Source organism: Bacillus toyonensis BCT-7112 (assembly GCF_000496285.1).
Taxonomy (GTDB): Bacteria; Bacillota; Bacilli; order Bacillales; family Bacillaceae_G; genus Bacillus_A; species Bacillus_A toyonensis.
This window is the reverse complement of sequence record NC_022781.1, coordinates 4,396,879-4,419,267: the sequence shown is the minus strand read 5'-3', so window position 1 is coordinate 4,419,267 and position 22,389 is coordinate 4,396,879. Positions and strand designations below refer to the sequence as shown.

The 22,389-nt window shown below is 33.8% G+C and carries 12 protein-coding genes and 4 pseudogenes; 6 read left to right on the top strand and 10 right to left on the bottom strand.

The features are described from left to right. Nucleotides 1–115 precede the first annotated feature (115 nt). Complete coding sequence (locus tag BTOYO_RS22550; protein WP_001084258.1) at nucleotides 116–1,363, bottom strand: DUF4153 domain-containing protein; 1,248 nt, start codon at nucleotides 1,361–1,363, stop codon at nucleotides 116–118. Between the two features lie 331 nt (nucleotides 1,364–1,694). Further along, nucleotides 1,695–2,570 carry a LysR family transcriptional regulator gene (locus BTOYO_RS22545; RefSeq protein WP_000347546.1) on the bottom strand — a complete coding sequence of 292 codons (876 nt, stop codon included), beginning with the start codon at nucleotides 2,568–2,570 and terminating at the stop codon, nucleotides 1,695–1,697. A gap of 138 nt (nucleotides 2,571–2,708) precedes the next feature. On the opposite strand from BTOYO_RS22545, the gene BTOYO_RS22540 reads away from it, so the two are divergent. Further along, nucleotides 2,709–3,410 (top strand): YczE/YyaS/YitT family protein, encoded by a 702-nt coding sequence (locus BTOYO_RS22540; protein ID WP_001017070.1) that lies wholly within the window; start codon nucleotides 2,709–2,711, stop codon nucleotides 3,408–3,410. Nucleotides 3,411–3,834: 424 nt separating this feature from the next. On the opposite strand, the gene topB is transcribed toward BTOYO_RS22540, so the two are convergent. Next, entirely contained in the window at nucleotides 3,835–5,979 is a 2,145-nt protein-coding gene (gene topB / locus BTOYO_RS22535) for a DNA topoisomerase III (protein ID WP_000766748.1), read from the bottom strand. Nucleotides 5,980–6,507: 528 nt separating this feature from the next. Beyond that, on the bottom strand, nucleotides 6,508–7,392 hold the full coding sequence (locus BTOYO_RS22530) for a CPBP family intramembrane glutamic endopeptidase (RefSeq protein ID WP_000600474.1): 885 nt from the start codon (nucleotides 7,390–7,392) through the stop codon (nucleotides 6,508–6,510). 380 nt (nucleotides 7,393–7,772) lie between these two features. Between BTOYO_RS22530 and BTOYO_RS22525 the strand changes: the two genes are divergently transcribed. From BTOYO_RS22525 to BTOYO_RS22515, 3 genes are all read left to right on the top strand, one after another. Continuing rightward, on the top strand, nucleotides 7,773–9,095 hold the full coding sequence (locus BTOYO_RS22525; RefSeq protein ID WP_000226292.1) for an erythromycin esterase family protein: 1,323 nt from the start codon (nucleotides 7,773–7,775) through the stop codon (nucleotides 9,093–9,095). Between the two features lie 204 nt (nucleotides 9,096–9,299). Further along, on the top strand, nucleotides 9,300–9,878 hold the full coding sequence (locus BTOYO_RS22520; protein WP_001239359.1) for a sensor domain-containing protein: 579 nt from the start codon (nucleotides 9,300–9,302) through the stop codon (nucleotides 9,876–9,878). 113 nt (nucleotides 9,879–9,991) lie between these two features. Next, nucleotides 9,992–11,779, top strand: coding sequence for a response regulator (locus tag BTOYO_RS22515; RefSeq protein ID WP_000460014.1), 1,788 nt, complete (start codon nucleotides 9,992–9,994; stop codon nucleotides 11,777–11,779). A 329-nt stretch (nucleotides 11,780–12,108) separates the two neighbouring features. Here BTOYO_RS22515 and BTOYO_RS28075 read toward each other — a convergent pair. The 3 genes and pseudogenes from BTOYO_RS28075 to BTOYO_RS22505 all read right to left on the bottom strand — a co-directional run. Beyond that, nucleotides 12,109–12,261 (bottom strand): annotated as a pseudogene (locus tag BTOYO_RS28075) (IS4 family transposase); the annotation flags it as partial. Nucleotide 12,262: 1 nt separating this feature from the next. Beyond that, on the bottom strand, nucleotides 12,263–13,795 hold the full coding sequence (locus BTOYO_RS22510) for an alpha/beta hydrolase (RefSeq protein ID WP_000105168.1): 1,533 nt from the start codon (nucleotides 13,793–13,795) through the stop codon (nucleotides 12,263–12,265). Nucleotides 13,796–14,363: 568 nt separating this feature from the next. Further along, a pseudogene (locus BTOYO_RS22505) lies at nucleotides 14,364–15,530 on the bottom strand (serine hydrolase domain-containing protein). Between the two features lie 557 nt (nucleotides 15,531–16,087). Here BTOYO_RS22505 and BTOYO_RS22500 point away from each other — a divergent pair. Continuing rightward, nucleotides 16,088–16,698 (top strand): annotated as a pseudogene (locus BTOYO_RS22500) (tyrosine-type recombinase/integrase); the annotation flags it as partial. Between the two features lie 744 nt (nucleotides 16,699–17,442). Here the strand turns inward: BTOYO_RS22500 and BTOYO_RS22495 are convergent. After that, the gene (locus BTOYO_RS22495) at nucleotides 17,443–18,927 is read right to left on the bottom strand and encodes a WD40/YVTN/BNR-like repeat-containing protein (RefSeq protein WP_080001225.1); all 1,485 of its coding nucleotides are present in this window, start codon (nucleotides 18,925–18,927) and stop codon (nucleotides 17,443–17,445) included. A gap of 263 nt (nucleotides 18,928–19,190) precedes the next feature. On the opposite strand from BTOYO_RS22495, the pseudogene BTOYO_RS28370 reads away from it, so the two are divergent. Continuing rightward, nucleotides 19,191–19,280: pseudogene (locus tag BTOYO_RS28370) on the top strand (DUF4878 domain-containing protein); the annotation flags it as partial. 189 nt (nucleotides 19,281–19,469) lie between these two features. Here BTOYO_RS28370 and BTOYO_RS22490 read toward each other — a convergent pair. Then, nucleotides 19,470–20,363 (bottom strand): cation diffusion facilitator family transporter, encoded by an 894-nt coding sequence (locus BTOYO_RS22490; RefSeq protein WP_000993331.1) that lies wholly within the window; start codon nucleotides 20,361–20,363, stop codon nucleotides 19,470–19,472. Nucleotides 20,364–21,222: 859 nt separating this feature from the next. Next, the gene (locus tag BTOYO_RS22485) at nucleotides 21,223–22,320 is read right to left on the bottom strand and encodes a phosphodiester glycosidase family protein (RefSeq protein WP_000681827.1); all 1,098 of its coding nucleotides are present in this window, start codon (nucleotides 22,318–22,320) and stop codon (nucleotides 21,223–21,225) included. Nucleotides 22,321–22,389 lie beyond the last annotated feature (69 nt).

Here is a 22,389-nt window from a genome sequence, read left to right as displayed (position 1 = left end):
CACGTTGGACGCTTTTTATTGTCGAGAAATTATATAAATGCAAAATTGAATTATCGGCTCTAAAAATTTTATACGTTATAGAAGATTGACTTTTCGTTACATTAACAGATCCTTTTTAATTAAAAAGGATAGGAAAAGTAAATATAACAAACGCTGCCCAAAGTCCGTAGATTGGCAAATACTTCGTAACGGCATCTTGGATAGGTAAAGGTCCGGATTTATTTTGTAGAAAACGCATATAAGAAAGCATAATCCAAATTAGATTTGCCCAAATCAGTATGTTGACTCCTAAAACAGCAAGTCTATTAGGCGTAATACCATAGGAAGAAAGTCTGAACACGATAGCTGACAAAGCCACACTGTCAATAATAAGTGCAAGAACAATTAAGACAAAATTTATATAATCTGAAATGTTCTTTTTCTCATCTGAGTCGCTCTCAACAATGGAAAATATAGTAACAGCCAATACAACAAGAAGTATTCCATTGAAGACCATCAAGAAATTGCGGTCCAAAAATGGATTTTTCCCAACCCATATAACCGTTATAAGATAGATCAACAAGGTGATCAGGACAAGCGGACTAAAGATTTTAGCTATATAGGGGGTAATATTTTTAGCAAACTTAAGATTCATTGATACTAAGTATGCAGCCACAATAGCGAGAGCGGCAGCACCAAATAAAACAACATTACTAAAATAGAACTCTCCTATATCCAAGTCAACAAAACTAAATAACCGCATGGTGAATACTGCTAGTATCATTCCGCTAACTGCCATGCTGGCATAAAGAATACAATATTCCAAATTAAATTTAATATAAGCTAACCTTGTACTGCCTTTTGAATATTCATTTCCTGTAAACGCAAGCCCTACCAATACCCATAAGAATATAGGAAGGTGTAAATAAGCAAGGATAATACTGTCTTTATCATTTAATGGCAGCATATTAAGATAAAGTCCAGAAATTAGGAACAACGCTGCAAGAGAATAAATAATACTTTTTTTCGGAGTATTATTGTAGACAAAATAGGCAGCAATAAAAGGGATTATACCAAAAGCCAGATTAATTGGAGCAATTGCTTCCTGTTCGACAAAGTGGAAAATGATTCTGGTGCTTAATCCGGCTAGAATTGCTAACATGCCCATGAATAAGAAACCCTTTTGAATCAAGGAGGACTTTCTTGTATTTCCCTTCTCCTTGAAATGTAATCTTTCATACCAAATACCCAAAACCTGAGAATCCGGATTTTGTTCCCATGCTTGTGAGAATGACTTTTTAAAAGCTTTCGGGTCTTTTCTATACATTCTCTCCAACTCATGAGGGTTATCCATATTTTCAATAATCAAATTGTGACTGTTCATATTTTTACCTCCTCTAAAAAAACAACGTTGTTACCTTTTCGATAAAAAGCAACTCGATTTTTTATTCTGATTTTGATTTTAATATAAATTTTATCGTTTTACAATAAAATTTTATTATTTTAGATAATATTTTTGTTGTATATTTTATTCCAAGCAAAAACAAAAAGCATTCCTCATTCAAAGAAATGCTCTATAACTTTTTATAGACATCGGTGTAAGCTACAGTCAGTTTTGAAACTTCCTCAAGTAAAGAACTTTTTATCCCGGCTCAATTTTTCGTAAGATGTCTTTATTACTTGATTGAAGGCTATTTTTGCTTTGTTCATATCTCCTAATCAACCATTTCCCAAAATTGAGATGCTACTTTGGAAATTCTTTGGTCTTTTAATTTTACTATTACAGGTTCTATATGAAAATCAAATTGTTTCAATTCAAAAAGCGTTGTATGTTCTAAAAATGATGATGTGTAATCCATTCTTGGAATAACGGATAATCCTAGTCCTCTACTAACAAGTGCTACAACCATCCGTATATCTTTACACTCGATAATGATATTTGGCTTGACCTGATGTTCATCAAACACCTTGAAAAGGTCTTCATTGAAAGAGAGCCCTTCCATTGCTCCTAGCATAATGAATGGGAACCTGGCAATCTGTTCAATCGTCACATGCTGTGATGAAAACGATGTTGCCCAACTTGATGGAATAATCACAGCGGTTGGTTGTTTTTTTAATATTTTCATCTCATATTGTTCACTATTGCCCAATCGTAAAAGTAAGGCAACATCAATTTCTCTTTGTTCTAGTTTTTTTAATAATTCTTCTGAATTTCCAGTTACTATTTTTATTTTGACATTAGGGTATTGTGTTCTAAACATACTAACATAGTCAATGAGCATATTCGAACATGTAGACGATACACCGATACTTACTGTTCCGCCTATACCTTGTTCAATTTCTTGAATTTGCTGCTTTACATCTTGAATTTGCATTAACATTTTATTGGCATATTGGTATAGTATTTCACCTGTTGCTGTAAGCTCCCATTTTTGACGATATCGATGAATTAAAGTTGTGCCAAGATCAGTTTCAAGCTTTTTTAATAATTGGCTAAGCGGGGGCTGCGCGATATGGAGCACTTCTGCTGCTTTAGAAATGCTTCCTTGTTTCACAATTTCTTTAAAGTAATATAATTGCCTGAAATCCATTGTATCTCTCCGTCATATGTTTTTTGATATGATTAGTTTATCATATATATTTTTTTCATATGTCGAATTTGGCGTTATATTTAATTCTATAGCTATAGTCTTTATATTGATAATATTAACTAGAAAGTGAGAGATACTATGAATCATTGGAACAGAACCTTGAAGCGCATCTTCTTATACGTGCTCGGGTTATTTTTTATGTCGATTGGCATTAGCATGTCGATTCAAGCAGGATTTGGTGTATCGCCTGTGTCATCATTAGCATATGCAAGTACGCTAACGATTGGTTTATCGATTGGTGTGACAATGGCGCTTGCAAATGTTTTATACATTATCATTCAAGTGATATTAAGTAAACGAATGGAGTTAAATGAATTTGTGAGTCAATTCATTATTTCGTTTTTATTTGGTTTTTTCATGGATGCAACGCTCTTCCTTGTCCAACTTTTCCCTGCACCTGAAACTCTCCTTGCTCGAAGTATATATTTGATTGTTAGTTTATTTGTTATAGCAGTCGGTTTAATGGGCTATACAACAGCGAAACTGCCATTAATGCCGTATGATGCATTAACTTATGCAATTAGTGAAAAATTTAATTTAAAATTCGGTAAAGCAAAAATTTTGAGCGATTTAATAAACATTTGTGTAGCTGGTGCACTTTGTATAATTTTCATTCAATCATTAGGCTCAATAGGAATTGGCACACTAATTGCCGCCTATTTTATCGGCAAAATTTTAGGGTGGATGATACCGTATTATCAACCACCTCTCCAACAATGGGTATTTAAAACAGAAAAGGCTGCCCAAGGAATCATAATAAAGTACAGGAAAAATAGATGAATCAAATTCCTCAGCCGAAATCAAATAATGAATTTTGCACCTTATCAAGTGCCAGTCCACATTAGGAATGGCACTTCTTTATTACTCCCTTTTCTTTGACCTTCTATCACTTTGGTTAAATGATAAAACAAACATTATATTAAAACTAACCTGCCGTTTAGTTAAAGAAAGATCTTTAAACTTTTTTATATTTTAAAAGACTTTATTGTAAATTAAATAACTTTATTGCTACTTAACGCTATTTCATACCATCTTTTCAAACAATTATTTCAAATAAATTTTAGTGCTAGTATACAAAACCCTGTAAATATAAAATAAAAAAGCATGACATAAAATTGTCATGCTTTTTCTTTTCTATCTATATTTCCAAATCGAATATAGAACATTTTACTCGGGAAAGAGCTTTGTCACTTGTTGAAACTACTTAATTCTCAAACACAAAATTAATCTTATTATCTTTCCACTCTAACTTCGCATCAAACGTTTTCTCGCCCTTTTTAAAGCCTTTAATTAAATCGGTCTTCTCACCTTTTAAGAGCTTTGTCATATTCTTTTGCGAAATTGTTTTACTTAATATTTTCTTCGAGATGGTAAAGTCACATTGTGTTGTATTGTAATTGGAACAACCGTAAAACGTAGATTTATCAATTACATCACCATCGCATTTTTTACAACTTCCAACCTTTTTACCTGTCGTAAATTTTGATCCTTTTCGCTCAATCGATTCAACATGTAATCCAGTGAAATCCCATTTCTCCGACATTTCTACCGCATCTTCAATAATTTTAGCTGATAGCTTTTTCGTTTGTTCCATAAATGTAGCTGGTGAAGCGGTACCTTCTCCGATCTCTGCAAGACGTTGTTCCCATTTTGCAGTCATTTCCGGTGAAGCTAGTATTTTGTCGCCGATTGCTGTAATTAATACTTTTCCCTTATCAGTCGCATACACTTGGTTTTTCTGCACATCTATATATTTACGGTCTTTCAGCATCGTAATGATGCCGGCACGAGTCGCTTCCGTACCTAAACCTTCTGTTTTCTTTAATACTTTCTCCAGCTCTTCATTCTCTAAATACTTACCTGCCGTTTTCATTAACGTAATAAGTTGTCCTTCTGTATAACGCTTCGGTGGCTGTGTTTTTCCTTCTTTCACTTTCACCTTTACAACTTTTCCTTGGTCACCTTCAGCTACAATTGGAAGAATCGTTTCGTCATCTTTATCGTCTTGGAAAATAACTTTACGCCAACCTTCTTGTATTTGCTGTTTTCCTTTCGAAATGAACGCAGCACGTTCGTCTACAAGAGTTGTAATTGTTGTGTAGTCAAAGATTGCTACTTCATAATGCGCCGCAATAAGTCGTCTTACGATCATATCGTAAATTTTCTTTTCATCGCCTGATAATTTGCTTGGATTGGTAACTTGTTCTGTCGGTATAATTGCGTAGTGATCTGTAACTTTCTTTTCATTCACATAACGCTTATTGTTCATAATCGATTCAACCGGAGCCGGTAATAAACCTTTATATTCATCAAACTGACTTAATTTCTGTAAAATATCAGGGAACGTCGCTGCTTCTCCTTGTGTAACATAGTTAGAATCCGAACGTGGATAAGAAACTATCCCTTTTTGATATAGTGCTTGCGTTATATCAAGCGTCTTTTTCGGCGAAAATTTAAAAGCTTTATTTGCTGTCGCTTGCAGTGCTGATAAATTAAATAAAAGCGGCGGCTGAAACTCTTTACGCTCCGTTTTCATTTCTTTCACTTCTGCCGGTTTCCCTTGACAAAAAGCCGCAATTTTATTCGCCATATCAGGGTCTTTTAAGCGGGATTCATTATCCTTCTCCCATTTCCCATCATATTTCTTCCCTTCAATATTAAAGGTTGCGAACACTTCCCAAAACGGCTCTGACTTAAAGTCTTCAATTTCTTTCTCACGCTTTACGATTAATGCGAGTGTCGGTGTTTGTACACGTCCGGCGGAAAACACATCATTCATTCCCTTTTTCTTTAGCAAAATGCTAAAAACACGCGATGCATTCATACCAACAACCCAGTCGGCGCAAGATCTTGTATATGCTTCGTAATACGTATTAATCGTATCTGCTTCATCTAGTAAATTTTTAAATCCTTGATAAATGGCTTGCTTCGTTAAAGATGAAATCCAAAGACGTTTCATCGGCTTTTGCACGTTACAAAGATTAATAATGTTTCGTACAATTAATTCCCCTTCGCGCCCAGCATCGCCTGCGTGAATAATTTCTGTTACCCCCGGATTATGTAACAGCTGTTTCACTACATTAAATTGCTTATATTTTGACTTTGTTACTTCAAATTGAAAACGTTCTGGAATCATCGGTAACGTATTAAGTGACCATTTTTTCCACTCCGCATGATAATGTTCTGGATTACATAACTGCGTCAAATGACCAATTGCCCATGTACAGTACGCTCCATTTGGAAATAACTCATTTGCTTCTACTTCTAAATATCCATCTTTTCGGCGATATTTAAACTGTGAAACAAGAGCCAAACCTTGATCTGGTTTCTCGGCAATAATTAATTTCATTGTATAACTCCCTATCTGTATTCCAGTGTTACTTTCATTGTATATATGTTTAGAAGCGATGATAAAACAACAATCTTATTTATCATTCGCGGGTCGCTCCCAAAAATGGGATAACTATAATATTATACGCTTTTTCTTTATTGCTTCACAATAGGGAGAGTTGCATTATCCAAGTATCCTCTCTTAATTCGTCTTTCGTAACATGGTAATTGGTATTTCTAGATTTCATGATTTTATAAATAATTCTAAATCTATTCACATCTAAATTAGCTACTACATTTCAAAAGATGAGATATCTTCTCTTTTCTATATGTCCTTGAAGTAAAAAAATGTGATTTGATATTACGATTAGTTCTCATATAAGAATCCGTCTCGCTCCAAACATAATTATGTTTGGAGCGAGACGGATTCATTTACTCAAGATTTTAAAATATGGGTTGAGGACTCTCCTAATCTATCCCATGCTGTGAATGCTCAATTAAAAGTAACAAAATTACATTTTTTAAATATCATACTTTTATTTCAAAGTTATACATGTTTAGTAAACCTTATGATCCGATACACAATTATTGCAGTAATCGAAATAATAAGAGCGGTTATCAAGCCAGATTCTCCAATCCAAATCTCTAATTGATATCCTGTAGTTGCACGTGCAAAAGGCCCTTGAATAATAGCATTCCAAGTGGTGTGGATGATAACCGACGGCCAAACACTACCTGTGATAAGTCGTAAATAAGCTGTAATATAACTGAATGGTACAATACAAAAATAGATGCCAAGTACAGAGTGAAAGACAGATGTTCCCTCTACATATAGACCAACAATAACAATTGGGACATGCCATGTTGCCCATATTAATCCACCAATAAGGATTGGATGTGAAAATTCCGCATCGACTAGCCTTGTGAGCATATAACCCCGCCAACCCATCTCTTCTCCCATAACTGGGATTAAGTTAAGCAAGCTTCCTAAAATTCCGCTCAATACTACTATAAAAATGAAACGTAATGGTATCGGTAGATACTGAAGTCCAAGTATATTGTAGATAGGTTCTAGCATACCACCTTGTGGGAGCTGAAACCTCGCAAATCCGCTAAACCAGGCAATCGAATATGTAATTCCACATATTATCATAGGTATTATCAGGGCCAAAGCAATCCCCTTCCATATCTTTAAGTTATCTAGACTAAAAGATACATCTTTAAAGCCTTCTCGCAGTATGATACGAGTTAGAATAGAAGAAATTGCAGGAGTAAACATATATACCACAATTAGCGGCATGCTTTTCGTAATCATTATTACTACATTTAAAAGAATAGAAATAATGAACAAAATACTTAAAAACAGTTGAAGTCCTTTTTTAGCACGTTGGACTTTATCCATATTGTGGAATGATTTTGCATGTAATATCATTGTAATCCGTCCTTCCCCTTTTATTAATTTGTTTATCTAATCAACTTCCTGTCATTTCGAGAAATACAACACAGAATGAAGATGTTTTTTCATATTGATTAATCAATCCCCCCCTCTTAAATTCATAATCTAGCCTTACTTACGATTCAATCATGTAATTATTCTTCATAAGTTGTCATAACCGATAGTACGAAACTGTAATGTTTAACCTATGACCTGTGTCAAATAATCTTGTGACAATATGTAACTAGAAAATATGATATGGAATAAATAAAAATTGAATTACGGCAATTGATTCGTGCAAGTACATGAATCAATCTTGCTTTTGAAAATAATTCAATTGAGGTGAAAAAAATGAATAAAAAAAGAGGTATTGTGGAATGGTTGCAATGGTTAGTACAGCTATATTAGTCGCAGGAGGTGGAGAAGTAGGAAAAGCACAAACGGTTGCAGTTGAAGATTCAGCTCAATCAATCCAAAAAAATATCGTTAAATCAATACAATCACAGGCGCATCCATTAAAAACGATAGAACCGTCAAAACCATTTGAGGATTTAAAACCACTTAAGAAAATGATTGGGAGCGCACAATATGTAGGATTAGGAGAGAATACTCATGGAAGCTCTGAAATTTTCACTATGAAGTTTCGACTTGTGAAATATTTGGTTACTGAGATGGGTTTTACAAATTTCACAATGGAAGAAGATTGGGGAAACGGATTAAAGTTAAATGAATATATACAAACAGGAAAAGGAAACCCTAGGGAGTTTTTGAAATTGTTATATCCTACTGATGAAATTATTGCCATGATTGAGTGGATGAAAGATTATAATGCTGATCCATCCAATAAAAAGAAAATCCAATTTATCGGACTTGACTTAAAAACAATGGACCAAAGTGTCTTTAATAAAGTAATTGATTATGTAAAGCAGCATCGACCAGATTTGCGGGCAGAAGTAGAAGAAAACTATAAAGATCTTTCTTCTTTCACTGGAAGTATACAGGAATATATGAATCTTTCTCCTGAAATGAAAGCAAAGTTCAAGGCAAACGCTGAGAAAGTAGCCCAATTACTAAAAGATGAGAAGGAACAGACAAACAAAGATGTAGGTTCATCCGAGTACATCTGGGTAAAAGCAACAGCGAATGCAATAGAGAAATTTACCACAATGCTGCTTTCTAATGACTACCCAAATGTAATAAAGCTACACGAGCAATACTTGGCCGATCATGCAATGTGGGCACAAGAGACATTTGGTGGTAAAACTATGGTATGGGCACACAATATTCATATGGCTAAAGGAATTATCGATGAGAAATTATACCCTGATGCTGCGGGGCAGTTTTTGAAGGAACGTTTAGACAATAATTATGTCACAATTGGTAGTACAACTACGGAGGGAAATTTCACTTTATACAGCGAATATAATCCTTCCACCGGAGGTAAGATTGCAACAGATACTATTCCACAAAATGTAAAAAGTTTCAATTACACCCTCGGAAAAGTACCATATAAAATGTTTTTATTGGATAACCGTCACCTTAAAGGACACGCAGAGAAATGGGTTAGAGCAAAAAGGCCATTACTAAGTATAGGGGGACAACTCCTCCCAGACGGTTCGTTATACTTTGATACTTCATTGCTTGAGCAATTCGATATTATTTTTCATATCCGAAAAACAAGTCCATCTCATATTAAATAAGAGTACAAAACAATCCCTTCTTGCAGATCTAAGAACGGGATTGTTTTGTAGAGGATTAATAAAATCGTCTTGTTTTTAACTAGGAATAGGCTAATCCCCCCTTTTATCATCATGTAAAAATGTCATATGACATTTTTACACTGGTGAGTTTGACAAAAAAAGCAGTATGATGCGGTTATTACATAGATAGGAGCGATGCACTTTATGAGATTAAGATTTATCCAGAATGGTTATTTTTTATTACTAACTTTCATTACAGGTTTGTTTTATTTTTGTTTTTACTTAATAGCTCTGCTATTCAGTTTCACCCTTTCATTTACGGTAGTTGGGATTCCACTAGTTATACGTGTACTACAAACTACCACACCCTTTATCCAATTCGAGCGCATACAAACGAAAATTTATACTGATATTTCGACAGACTCTTACGATAGAAGTGTAACAACGGATACATCGGACTGGGCTCAAGTGAAATTAGGACTTACGGATCGCCGCACTTGGTCTGCTGTCTTTTGGTTAATGCAGAAATTTGTGATTGGCATTTTCAGTCTCATTAGTGCAATCATTTTTTATGTAATGCCACTTATGTTCCTGTTAGCACCACTATTGTATCGATACATCGATATGAATATTATTCTCATACAGATAGATACTTTTCCAAAGTCACTCCTTGTAATGTTTATGGGTATAATGTTTACCGCCATAAGTATTAAAATAGTAGATGGTTTAACGAAAAAGTTTGGAGGTTATACACGCAGTATGATTCAACAACTAAATCGATAGAAATTTGTAGTCTACGAATAGTAGGCAGTTTAAACTTAAAAATATAACAATGCAAGAAGGATTATTCTATAATATAGGAAATGAGAAAGAAGGCTACTTAGGGGGTAAATGAATTGTTTGATATGGTTAAATATTGGTTTTGGTATGATTGGATTATGTTAGGAATCCGTCTACTTGTTAGTGTGTCTACCATCCTAGCAACATTAAATTTTCAGGATGGTTTAACATTACCACTTTGGATTATTATTCTTTGGGAAATTATTGCCTTCTCTATTCCATGGGTGGCCTTGCTGTTCAATTACAAATATTACTTATTCACAGAAATATTGCTATATGGTGGACTATGTATATATTTAACCTCTTTATTTCCAGAAGCTTACAATATTTTTCTTATATCGGTGTTTCTTATCGCAGCAAATAGTAAGCATTTGTCCTATTATTGGACAGCTCCAACAACAGTTTTTGTAATAACCGGGATTTTCTATGCAGTTGCGCCAAGTAATAGCTATTGGATTATGGTCACCTACTACGGATTCGCTTATGTAATGGGATTCGCTTTCCATTTATTAATCATCAATCATAAACAAAATGAAGTAATTCGTAAACAAAACGCGGTACTTGAGCAATATATGTCTCAGATCGAACGCATCACACTGGCCGAGGAACGAAACAGGCTCTCTAGTGAGCTGCATGATACAGTAGGTCACGCCTATACTTCCATTATTATGGGGATGGAAACGTTGCGAACCGATCTTGCTACCGAAATGGGTGTACAGAGGCTAGATTCCCTGCTTGAAATGGGACGTAAAAGCATCGAGGACGTGAGAGGTTACCTACATCAAATGGATCCTCAGTGTCAATCGCCTTCCTTGATTCAATCTCTACAAAATCTTGGAGCTGAATTTCAGGAGCACGCTCAGGTGGATGTAAGCTTCCGAACATTCGGAGATGAATATCAACTGTCTCGACAAGCGAAGATAGCATTCATTCGTTGTTTACAAGAGTCCCTTACGAATGCGGTACGTCATGGTCAAGGGACTGAAATAATAGTTTCATTGCAGTTTGAACAACAATATACGAGATTAGAAGTGCAAGATAATGGAAAGGGAAATGTAGAATGGCAGGAAGGCTTCGGTATGAATACGATGAAAGAGCGGGCAATGAATTTGCAAGGTCAATTGTCTGTATATACAAAGCCAGAGGAAGGAATGCTTGTTACATGTACCATACCGCGACAAACTGAAATAAAAGATGGACTTATTCGTTTGTTAATTGTCGACGATCAGCCATTTGTTCGGGAAAGTTTGAGTACACTACTCGACAGGTATGAAGATATAAATGTAGTCGGTTTGGCTGAAGATGGCGATCAAGCCATCGACTTGTGTGGGCGCCTTCAACCTCACGTTGTACTCATGGATTTAGATATGCAGCAAATGGATGGAGTCGAAGCGACAAAAAAAATTAAGCAACAATGGCCACATATCCGCGTATTGATTTTTACAACGTTTCAGGATACGAAACAGGCGTTAGACTCGCTTCGTAACGGTGCGGATGGTTTTTTACTTAAATCCATTGAAACGTTAGAGCTAGCTAATACGATCCGACTTATTCATGGCGGTGGGACGCTGATTGATCAGGGTATGTCTCACAAAATATTTGAGCAGTTTGATGAGCAAAACGAGACACCACAATCAAAAGCAACTGCTTATGAACTAACAGCCAGAGAGATAGAAATATTGCAACTAGTAGCAAAAGGACTTCGATACAATACGATAGCTTCAAGGCTATATTTATCGAATGGTACGGTCAGAAACTATGCTTCCTCGGCTTACACAAAGTTAGGAGTACGTAACAAGGAAGAAGCTGTCCAGAAGGCTCTAGAAATTGGAATTATCGAATGAGAAAACGGTTTGTTATTTCTTTAGAGCTAGCTAAGCTGTAGTTACAAGATGCAGTAAGAAATAAGACTATAAATCTAATTTTCCATCATTTTTGGTAGGCAATTTTGAATAAGTTTATCCTGTTTTCAAATCTTTAAATAGCCTTACTACATTCAATATGTAGTAAGGCTATTATATTCTATATCAAAATTAAGCATCTTTATTATTACTATATCGAAACTAGTTTCACGTCTTTTCACCAGAAGCCAAACAATACTTCTCATACCTATTAAAGATCTTTATCTGTTTTTATGTTAGAGATTGAAGAGATGAAATAATATCTTTGTTCATTCTTTGGCTTCTTTTTGTAAAGAATAATAAATAAGTAGCAAGTACTCTTTTATGACATAAATCGCTTTATATTCGCTCCATTCTCGTTTCTTCTTTTGGAGGAGTAATTGGCGTATTTGAAACATGGCGGAGGCACAAAGAAGGGTGCTAATTTTATTTCGATCTTCCTTGCACCCAAGTAGCAATATCATTTATTACATACTCAGGGATATTAGCAGGACTATAATATTCATCCGGTTTACTTAATTCTCCATCTCCTTCTGTAAAGAAGTGATTTAACTTTGGATATAGTCGATAATCAACGTTATCTCGTTCTTTTAATTGCTCTTTCCATAGAGGAATTTCGATTTTTGATTGAACTTGATAGTCTCTTTCTCCTTGAATAATTAGAAGCGGTGTCTTTTGTTCTTTTGACATTTCTGCTGCTTTAACTTTACGAATAGAATCCCAAAATACTGCTGATCCTAAATAAAAACCTTTTGGAGGATTCTGACTAGAGAAGTTGGGATCATTTAATAATTCAAATTGCGATTTGTAAAATTTATATTCATCCGGTTTCATTGCTCCAATAGAAAAAAGATACTCAAATTGATCTAAAACAACATCTTGAATCGTACGGGCTGGTCCTCCCATCACAATCGCCCCAGCAATATTTTGATTTTGGTCTTTTTCAATCATTTTCGGAAGCATCATTCCACCTTGACTATGACCAAGAATATAAATTTGATTCTTATCTATCAGAGATTCATTTTTAAGAAAATGAGTCACAAGAAGAGCATCATCTGTTGTCTCTTTGTCCACTGTATAAAAAGGACTGGATTGTGTTTTCAATCCATGTTCATAAGTTCGTTTATTATAGCGAAGGACAGCAATTCCTTTCGAGGCAAGACCTTCAGCTAAATCACGAAATGGTTTTAAAGCAAACGCTGTTTCATCCTGATCGGTTGCTCCAGATCCTTGAACAAGAATAACCGCTGGGAAAGGACCCTTCCCCTTCGGAACAGACAATGTTCCTGATAATGGAAACGCACCACTTCCAACCACTACTTCTTTATCAACAAAGGATTCAGGCTTACTATATGACGGACGCTCTGCAACTGGACTAAACGACATACTAAGTTGAAAATCATCTATTTTTCCAGATGGATCTAGCTTAATTAATAAAGGTACTGTAAATTGTTCAAAAACTAATTTAATCTCTACATTTGTATGAACAGAATTTGTCTCTTTTTGTGTTACCTCTCCAATCTCCTTAAAAGAACCTGCTTGTAATTGCGCAGGGAGTTCCTTCCAATAACTCTTCAGCCATTCTTCGGATATTACTTTCTGTAATGATCGAGAAGTTAAATCAATTGCAGATTTATAGTCTTCTGTATCCATATAACGGATAAATGAAAGGGTAGTAGCTATAACAGGATTTTCACTTTCAGGATTGTCTATTTTTTTTATATTGTTGTTTGTTTCCTTTAATGTCGAAATAAATTGGTGATTGAACGGATTTTTATATGTACAAGGATATAAGCTTGATTTTAATACATCCGTATTCCGTCCCTCATACAAACTTGAATCATTCACAAAATTTTCAGGTGAAATTACTTCCTCCGCATATGAAACTGAAGGAATAGCTATTGTACAAATTGCACTAACAAGTAATAACCTATTCCCTATCCTTCTTTTCGTGCTCATATTTATTGATTCTCCTTTCGAAATTAAATTTTTTTATACAGCTTGCCCTGTACTATAAGAAAAATTAAAATTATCAAAGAGATTAATAGTCTACTTTACAATCCCCCCTAACAAATTAAAAAGCTACTATTAACAAACTTCAATAAAAAATGCCTTCTCCCTCTTTTTTTGACTGGATTTTTGAGTGGCATGGAAGGACCAAGCTGAATCACATGTAGCCGACCAAAGGTATACAGGTAAACCGGCATCCAAATTAAAATTTTTATGATTTATAAAAATAAAAATTCCTACTTTTGAATAATAAACGTAATCATTTGTATTACAGAAAAGGATAGATAAGGCTAAAATGCCTTTATCTATCCTTTTCTATCACATATAATGTGAAGGTTTTTTGTTTTGGGGTTAATTTGTTTTCTTAGCTTGATAGCGATGGGGTACCACCAAATGTCCATCAAATTAAGAACTTGCTTTACCCCAAAATATTTTTCATAAAAATTGTTTTTTGAACCAGAAAAGTATATTTTCAACTATAAAAACTATGACAAAATTTATCCGTTTTCCTTTTTATCTACTTGCTAAATTCAGCAAGCAAAATATTTTTAAAAGGGTCAGGACTATCAGCTTTAAGGCTGTTCAAATTGATGGCCAATGTATGCTTGCCTCCAAGTGTGCCCCCAGCAAAAGTTAAAAATCCAGGAATGCTTCCTCCATGCCCCCATATCGATACACCGTTTGAAAGCTTCATTTTGAAAATTCCAAGCCCGGAATCGCCAAGTTCATCTGTTCCTGTAGGGACTGTTGTAAGCATTTGCTTTAGTTGCTGTTCTTTCAGTAATTTGCCCCCAAGTAAATAAGTGAAGAATTTGTTTAAATCATCAGCTGTAGAAATCATATCTCCGGCCGAGCTCCCCATACTTGGGTTATAATAAGTAACATCTTTTGGCTCACTTGCTCCGTCTAATTGGATATATCCACGGGCATGCTTGGTTCCTGGAATAACGCTTGAATTTCCGGGTAAGAATGTATTCGATAATTCAAGTGGTTCAATAATTCGATTTTCAATTTCTTCCGCATAGCTGTTCCCAGTTACTTTTTCAATAATAATCCCTAGTAATACGTATCCTGTATTTGAATACGACCAGCTCTTTCCTGGAGCAAAATCTGGAGGCATGGATATTCCCATCTTTACTAATTCTTCAGCAGTATAAGATTTTTTTGTATCCATGATATTAAAATCCTTTGACGTTGTGTAATTAGCAATACCACTTGTGTGGTTCAATAATTGCCGGATAGTAATCTATTTATCATCATATCCATTTCCTTGAATGACACCAGGCAACCATTTTTCAATGGAATCGTCTAGATTCAAGCGGTTTTCTCCCGCTAATTGAAGTATAACTGTTGCAGTGAACGTCTTTGTCACGCTGCCAATTCGAAATCGAAAATCTGTTTTCATTGGTTTCTTGGTACTTAGATCCGCTACCCCAGCTGCATAACTCCATGTTTTTCCGCCCTCAGAAGTTTTAGCAAGTATCCCTGGATATCCAAGTTTCAATGTATCCCGCATTGCCTCTTTGACGGAATTTCGATCTCTTTGGTTGCTTGTTGGTAACGAACTAGATAGATTTTGAGTGAGCTCCGCTTTTACACTTGAGGTTGGAGTTGTATAAAACAGGGAACCTCCAATTATTAAAAGGGCTAAACCTGTAAATGTAATTTGACGATGCTTTTTCATCAAAATATTCCTCTCCCCTATTCATATTGTATAAATGTTTATTTTCTGTTTGGAACTAATCACACAGCTTTCTTCTTAACCAACTGCAAAAGGACGACATTGTATTTGTAATCACTCTTATATCCGTTATTCTACAAACGGCTTTCTGACCTAAAAAATAGTCTATCCTTTGTTTGAGATGTATGTTAACTTTTGTAATGTCTCGTTTCCTCCATACAGGTCTTATTAATCGATTTGTTTCCCTATATAAATATATGGTCTTTCTCCTCTCACTCTCCTTTATATTTTAATCATACACAATGAAAATCTCTTTTTTCTTACCTCTTCCTTACAAATTCCTTACGTTCAAAATCACTTTTATAATTGATTATTTATTATTTTAATAACATTTAGTTGTATTAATTTGATAGGAATTTGACAGCGCACAAAAGTTTCTTTATTCCAAAAAATAAATTTAAATACATATTACTATTTAATATTCAATATCTTACCTATACATGTTCTAACATTATTCCTTATCATCTATATGTATTATTTTTCATAACAGCTTTCACGCTAAAAATAAGACATTTCATCATGATGACGATTAAGTATTTTTGAATTATGTTAAGTATGAGCATGAAAAATCTTTAACAAAACATCAGTTATTCTATTTCCTAAGAGATGAACATCGTGATGTAGCAATCCTTTCTTTTTTTCTTGGTAGTGGTATTCGTGTAAGTGAATTGGCCGATCTTCGTATGGAAGATATAAACTTAAAAGAAAGGCTAATTGATGTAATACGAAAAGGAAACAAAGAAGACTCTGTATGGATTACCCCAATTGCATTAAATGCCCTTGAAAAGTATATGGAAATTAGAGATAACAAATATGTTCTAGGAAAAGAATTAAAAAATGTGTTTTTATCAAAGTATAAACATACTGCACAGCCTCTTTCCGTTAGGGCTATCCAAGATATAGTAGAAAAATATACTAAGGAATATGGAAAAAAATGTATCCTCATAAATTAAGACACACATTGGCAAATAAATTATATATGGAAGACAAAAATTCGTTACAAGTGATGCAACAACTTGGGCATACCAGCCAAGATACGGCCTTATTATACACACAGCTTGGAGAAACAACTATTAAAGATAGCTTAGGCAGAATAGGAAAAAATAAATAATAAAAGTTCAGCAATGCAAACTTGCTGAACTTTCATTATTTTCTCTGTTAGAGTAGTGGTTTAAAATGTCATGCATTATTCATTACATATTTAATTTTATTATATAAAAAATACATAGTTAAAATTCTACTTTAATTAGTATATAAAAACGGTCTCTTGTTAGATTAGATAAATGAAAATTTTAGATTCCTACAATTGTTGTTTACGTTAAATGTGAATTTAACGTAAACTCGGGAAAATGGGGATTAACCCCTTCCCCCATCTGTTGTAGAAAGACATGAAACTCCAAACTATTTAAACAAGAAAGTTTAAACTAAAATTTTTTAGATTTACAGAAATAAACTCATCAAAAGTCAGCTCTTTTTTCATTTTTTTGGTGTTCACTCTTTTAAGTTGATAGCGATGTGGTGATACCCGTTTAGAACGATATCTTTGCCCTAAAAAAAATCGAACCATAAATTTGCCGGCAAGCTTATGGTTCGATTTAAATTATTTACTTTTAGTAACTACTCAGCCCCTCTATGAAAAAAGCCAGAAAAGCATCTTTTTAAATGGGCGAGAGGGACTGGCCATGCATAGAGGCAGTCAGTGCCTTTTCCTGCCACGCGCAAAGCTTTAAAACAAAGAAAGGCAGCGAGGTGTAGGTCCATTTTTATCTTCATCGCTGGAATTATACTCCTTACCAAACTTCTAAATAAAATGTATAGCTGAGTAGTTACCTTATTTTTCAAAAGAACATTCTGACTATTTCTTTTTCACTTCTTCTACAAATTCCCATGTCTCTCCGTTATCTTTTGATTGATAAAGTGCACTACTATCGCCATTGTAGTCTCCATCTGCCCCTTGTCCAACTAACATATTAAAAACCCCATCTTTCTCATATGGCATACTAGGAGAATCAAAAGGACTTATTGCGGACTGTGTATAATCTAATTTCACTTCATGCGGCGGATATTCTACCTTTTTAAAAGATACCCCCCCATCATCTGTGCGATATAACTCTCCCTCATTACCAGAAGGTCTAACTGCTCCTAAAAAACCAAGTTTATCATTTATAAAAGTGATTCCTGATACACTACCAATCCCCCTATTAAATGGGTCTGGATTAATAACCTCCCATGTTTCCCCTTCATCACTAGTCCTGCTTAATGAATAAAAGGCGCTCCCTAATGCTTTATCTGTCATATTTAGTTTATAACCAACTTCTTTCGATAGGAAAAACTGTTCTTTTTCATTCTTTAAATCTTGTTGTTCCTTCTCTTTAAGCCTATCTTCTTTTGGAGGCGTCTTTGATTTACTCCAACTTGCGTCACTTATTAAATTATATCTAGCAGGGACTAGCTCTTTCTCTTTTCCAGGGACAAATATAGATACAGTATATCCAATGATATCAGAAGCTGCTTCTTTAAGACTCTGCCCCTTACCATCCTCAGTAATATTAATAATTCCCTCTGTATTGGATCCCCAATTTCTTTTTCCATAATAAATCAACCCATACTTACTTTCATTCCATTTTTTGACCGTTTGCTTAACTGGAATCGCCTTAACCGTTTTAATTAAAGGTTCTACTAATTTATCATCATTATAATCAGGCTTTGCGTATCCGTCTCGTATTATAGTAATATCTTCTGATTTCTTCTCATTATAAGAGATTAAATAAGTTTCTTCTTTCCCATCAACATTTTTCCCATAAACAAATGTATCAAACGCTGTAATTGTTCCATCTGAATGAAATGTAAGATCAAAATCAGTTGCCATATACAATTTCTTTGGCAAAGGATATTTTTTATTTATATCTTCAAAAATACCTTCTACTCCAGATTTATATATATTATTATGTTTAAGTTTAACTGACCTTTCATGTTTTAACTTTTCTACAAACCATGCCAATTTGCCATTGTAATTTATTGCACTTTTATAAATCTGCATCCCATAAAATGATGTAATTGCAACAATAATGATAATAGAAATGGATCTCCATGCTATTGAATTAGTTAATTTTTTAGATTCATATTCTCTATTTTTTATCACCCGCATTGTAGTAAATGTAGTTATGGATATAAAAAGTACTATACATAATAACAAAATGTAAATATTATAATTCATTCTTCCGTACTGACAGTATAAGGCCAACTCATAACAAAAAATCCCGTATACAATTATTAGTATTGGATTTGTTACTAATGACAGAAGTATCCTTTTTGTATTTTCTCTAAATATAGAAACCACTCCTAATTACATGAATTACTAATATTAAGTATACTTTATTGTAAAGTAACAAAAAAGCTATTTAATCTTGCCGCCAAAAATACAATAGACATCCGTCTATGTAAATGGTAGATGTCTATTAAAGCCGTTTAAAAATTTAGTTGTTTCATAGACAATGGACTTTTGATTGAATACTAAAGTTGCTTCATTTGAGAGCTAAATATTGAAAATGAACCCTCATATATTAATTCATTCCCCTCAATGATATTTATCTTTCAGATTTTGTTGATGCTTTGTATAAAAAAGATTCTAAAAAGGTAATTGTAATTGAATTAGAGAAAACATGCGAAGGTTGGGAAATTAGTAAATCATAGATAAAAACGTCCTATATTTTAATAGGACGTTTTTTCTTCTATAAATAATGTAGTTGAGATGTATTGTACTCATAACTATAAATGTTTTTTAATTATGGACATTATACAAGTCGACCAATTCTCCAATATCTAAAAAGGACGGTTTAACTACTTACTTACTTATATCTATCTATCTATAATTCATTAAACCTACTTCTCCTCATACCATGGGTTTAAATGAATTAGTACTTCATATATTTCTGGGTTCTGATTTATAATAGTGGTTTTTATATCCCTACAAATATCATGTCCTTGCTGGATGCTTAAATGTGCCGGAACACTAATTCTAATATCAATTAATACATAGTGACCATGATCACGTGCGCGCATTCTATCAATTCTTTTTACAAAAGGATGGGCCTGAATTACTCTCTTATATTCACTACATTTCTCGGTAGGAATACCACCTTCCATTAATATATATATTGCTTCTTTCCCCATACTAATCGCTAACTTTAATACGAAAAAAGAAACAATAATACCGGCTAAAGGATCCCCATAAGCTGCATATGGAATGGAATAGATATTGTTTATCAAAGCAATACCAATTCCAATTACAGCTGCAATTGAGGCATAAACATCAGCAAGATGATCATAAGCAGTTGCTATAAGCCCGTTGCTTCTTGTTTTTCGACCAATTCGTATTGTGTATACATATAAAATTTGCTTCCATATTAATGAAATAATCGCTGCTATAAAAGCAATTATATGGGGTTCTGTCGCTGGTTCAAATAATGACTTTATCGATTCATAAGCCATAAATAAAGCCGCTAAAATTAAAATCACAGCTACAATTCCTGATGATATAACTTCTGCTTTACCATGTCCATAAGGATGATCTTCATCAGCTGGCTGGTTTGAAATTTTCATTGATCCCAATGAGGCTACGGATGCTACAACATCGGCAGCATTATGAATCCCATCGGCTAATAATACCTGACTTTTGAAAAGTAAACCGACTATAATTTTGATGAGAGTCAGAAATATATTGCTAATTACACTAATCCATGCTGCCAATAAGGACGTTTTTGGGTTAGCATTCATAGTTATCCCCACCTTAACTTTACTCTTGTTTCAAAATATTATTGTTTAATTCAATTGTTTAGTTATAAGTCTATATCTCATCATTTTAATTTCTTTCATACATTACCAAATAATAAGTATGTGGGTCTATACAAACATTTTCTCCTATCAGTAAAGGTTAAAAGCATAACTTACTTTGTTCTTTTATCCTTATTTGTTATGAAGTGTAAAAAAGAGTGACACAAAATGCCATATGCCTTTTATTATTCCTTTTACGTTTAGTATTGGAGTTACTTTAACATCCTTAAAATAGTAATTATGATTGAATAAAAAGACGAGAGTTGGAAATTAGGAAATCATAGAAAAAACGATTTATAAGATGTAATATTGAACCTAAAATAATTAAAGATAAATAAGATATACTACACGATGACGCATGTTGTTTAACAATGTAGTTTTAAGGTGTATTATCCCTTTGCTTGATACACCTATTGTTTATGTTTTTTATCACCCTTTTATCATTACAAACATCAAAGCGACTAATGTGTTGCTTTGATGTTTGATGAAATGTCTTCAGGTATGATTTCTAATTCACTCTGCACATTAATCTTTACTCATCTGATCACAACAATTATTTTTACAGGTTGTCCATTTCACATAGCTGTAGCAAATACTATAAGATTAAAAGCATATAATTGAATATGAGTGTAAGCTGTATACATTATTTATCCTTCTTTTAACTTCTTGGAGATTTTCCATATGATTGAGTATCTCTATACGCTTTTCTTTAATGAATGTTAAATGATAAAACTTTCAATTTTATTACACTCTTTGTATGTTAGTTTTTAAACTTTAATTAAACCTTCATTTATTTAAGAATTTATAAATCAGTTGAAATATTTGCATCAAATTCATCTGATTTTTTAGTATCTATTTTTTCCCCATCTATTGTCACCCTTATTTCTTGTTTTTGGTTTGCTGTTACTATCCAAGCATTCGGTAAATAACGATCTTCATGGGATAATGTAGAAGGTGAATTTATAACCTTTCCTCCTAAATATAGCGTAGCAGAAGAACCTCCATCCATAGCCATTGCATTTATTGCTCCTTTTTCATATAGAATATCTTGACACTCTTTTAACGTAGCTCCTATGCTATGTGTCTGCCTACCGTCAATCACTAGAAACATTATTGTGCCATCTTCTTTTTGCGCCATAATACTTCGGGGAGCAGAGCCCCAACCACCGTCTCCTTCTGTAATCATTTTTTCTCCATTAACAATTAACTGTGGCATAAATCCTGCTGCTGAAACGACTTGTTTATCCAAAAGTTGTTGGGTAGAATAATTCCCTGTTATCATTTGTCCAAACTTTGTTAAGCCCGTAATAATTGTAGGGGTATTTTTATCTATATTTGTATCAATTGCTTTCCCATTTTCTATTACTATTCCAGTTGCAATATTTCCTCCACCCCTTCCTGTTTCATCGGCAAATCCACTTGCATTCACAGCAACAAGTGCATGATTACGTTTTGCCATTACGCTAATTTTTTCTCCTCTTTTATCGCCCTGTGTTCCTTGATGGCTAACAAGTTTAACATTGAAAGGGTTACTAATAGTGACTAATTTTCCTTCGAAAAGAAAGCGACTATCTTTGTTACTTTTAATCGTTTCTACGTCAATTTTTATTGGCTGATTTTTTAATTCTTCTAATCTTTTTCCTGCTATTTTTTTATAAATATTCTCATCACTATTTAACCATTTTGGATGATTAATTCTATCTTGTAATTTATCTAGTTCCTTTTGGGATAGGAATGTATATTTCGCATATTGTGGATGCTGAGAAGTTAGTATACTCCCAGCAATTGTTACACGAAAATCTCGGCCATAGTTAGTACCAAATAATATTCCTATGCCAATAAGCATGAAAATAGAAAGAAGGAGCAAAATTCGTTTGAAGATTTTTCTTAGATGTTTCATAGTTTTATCCTCCGGCATTAATTACATTCAATGAATCCTTTAAAATATTATTTACCTAAAGACAAAAGT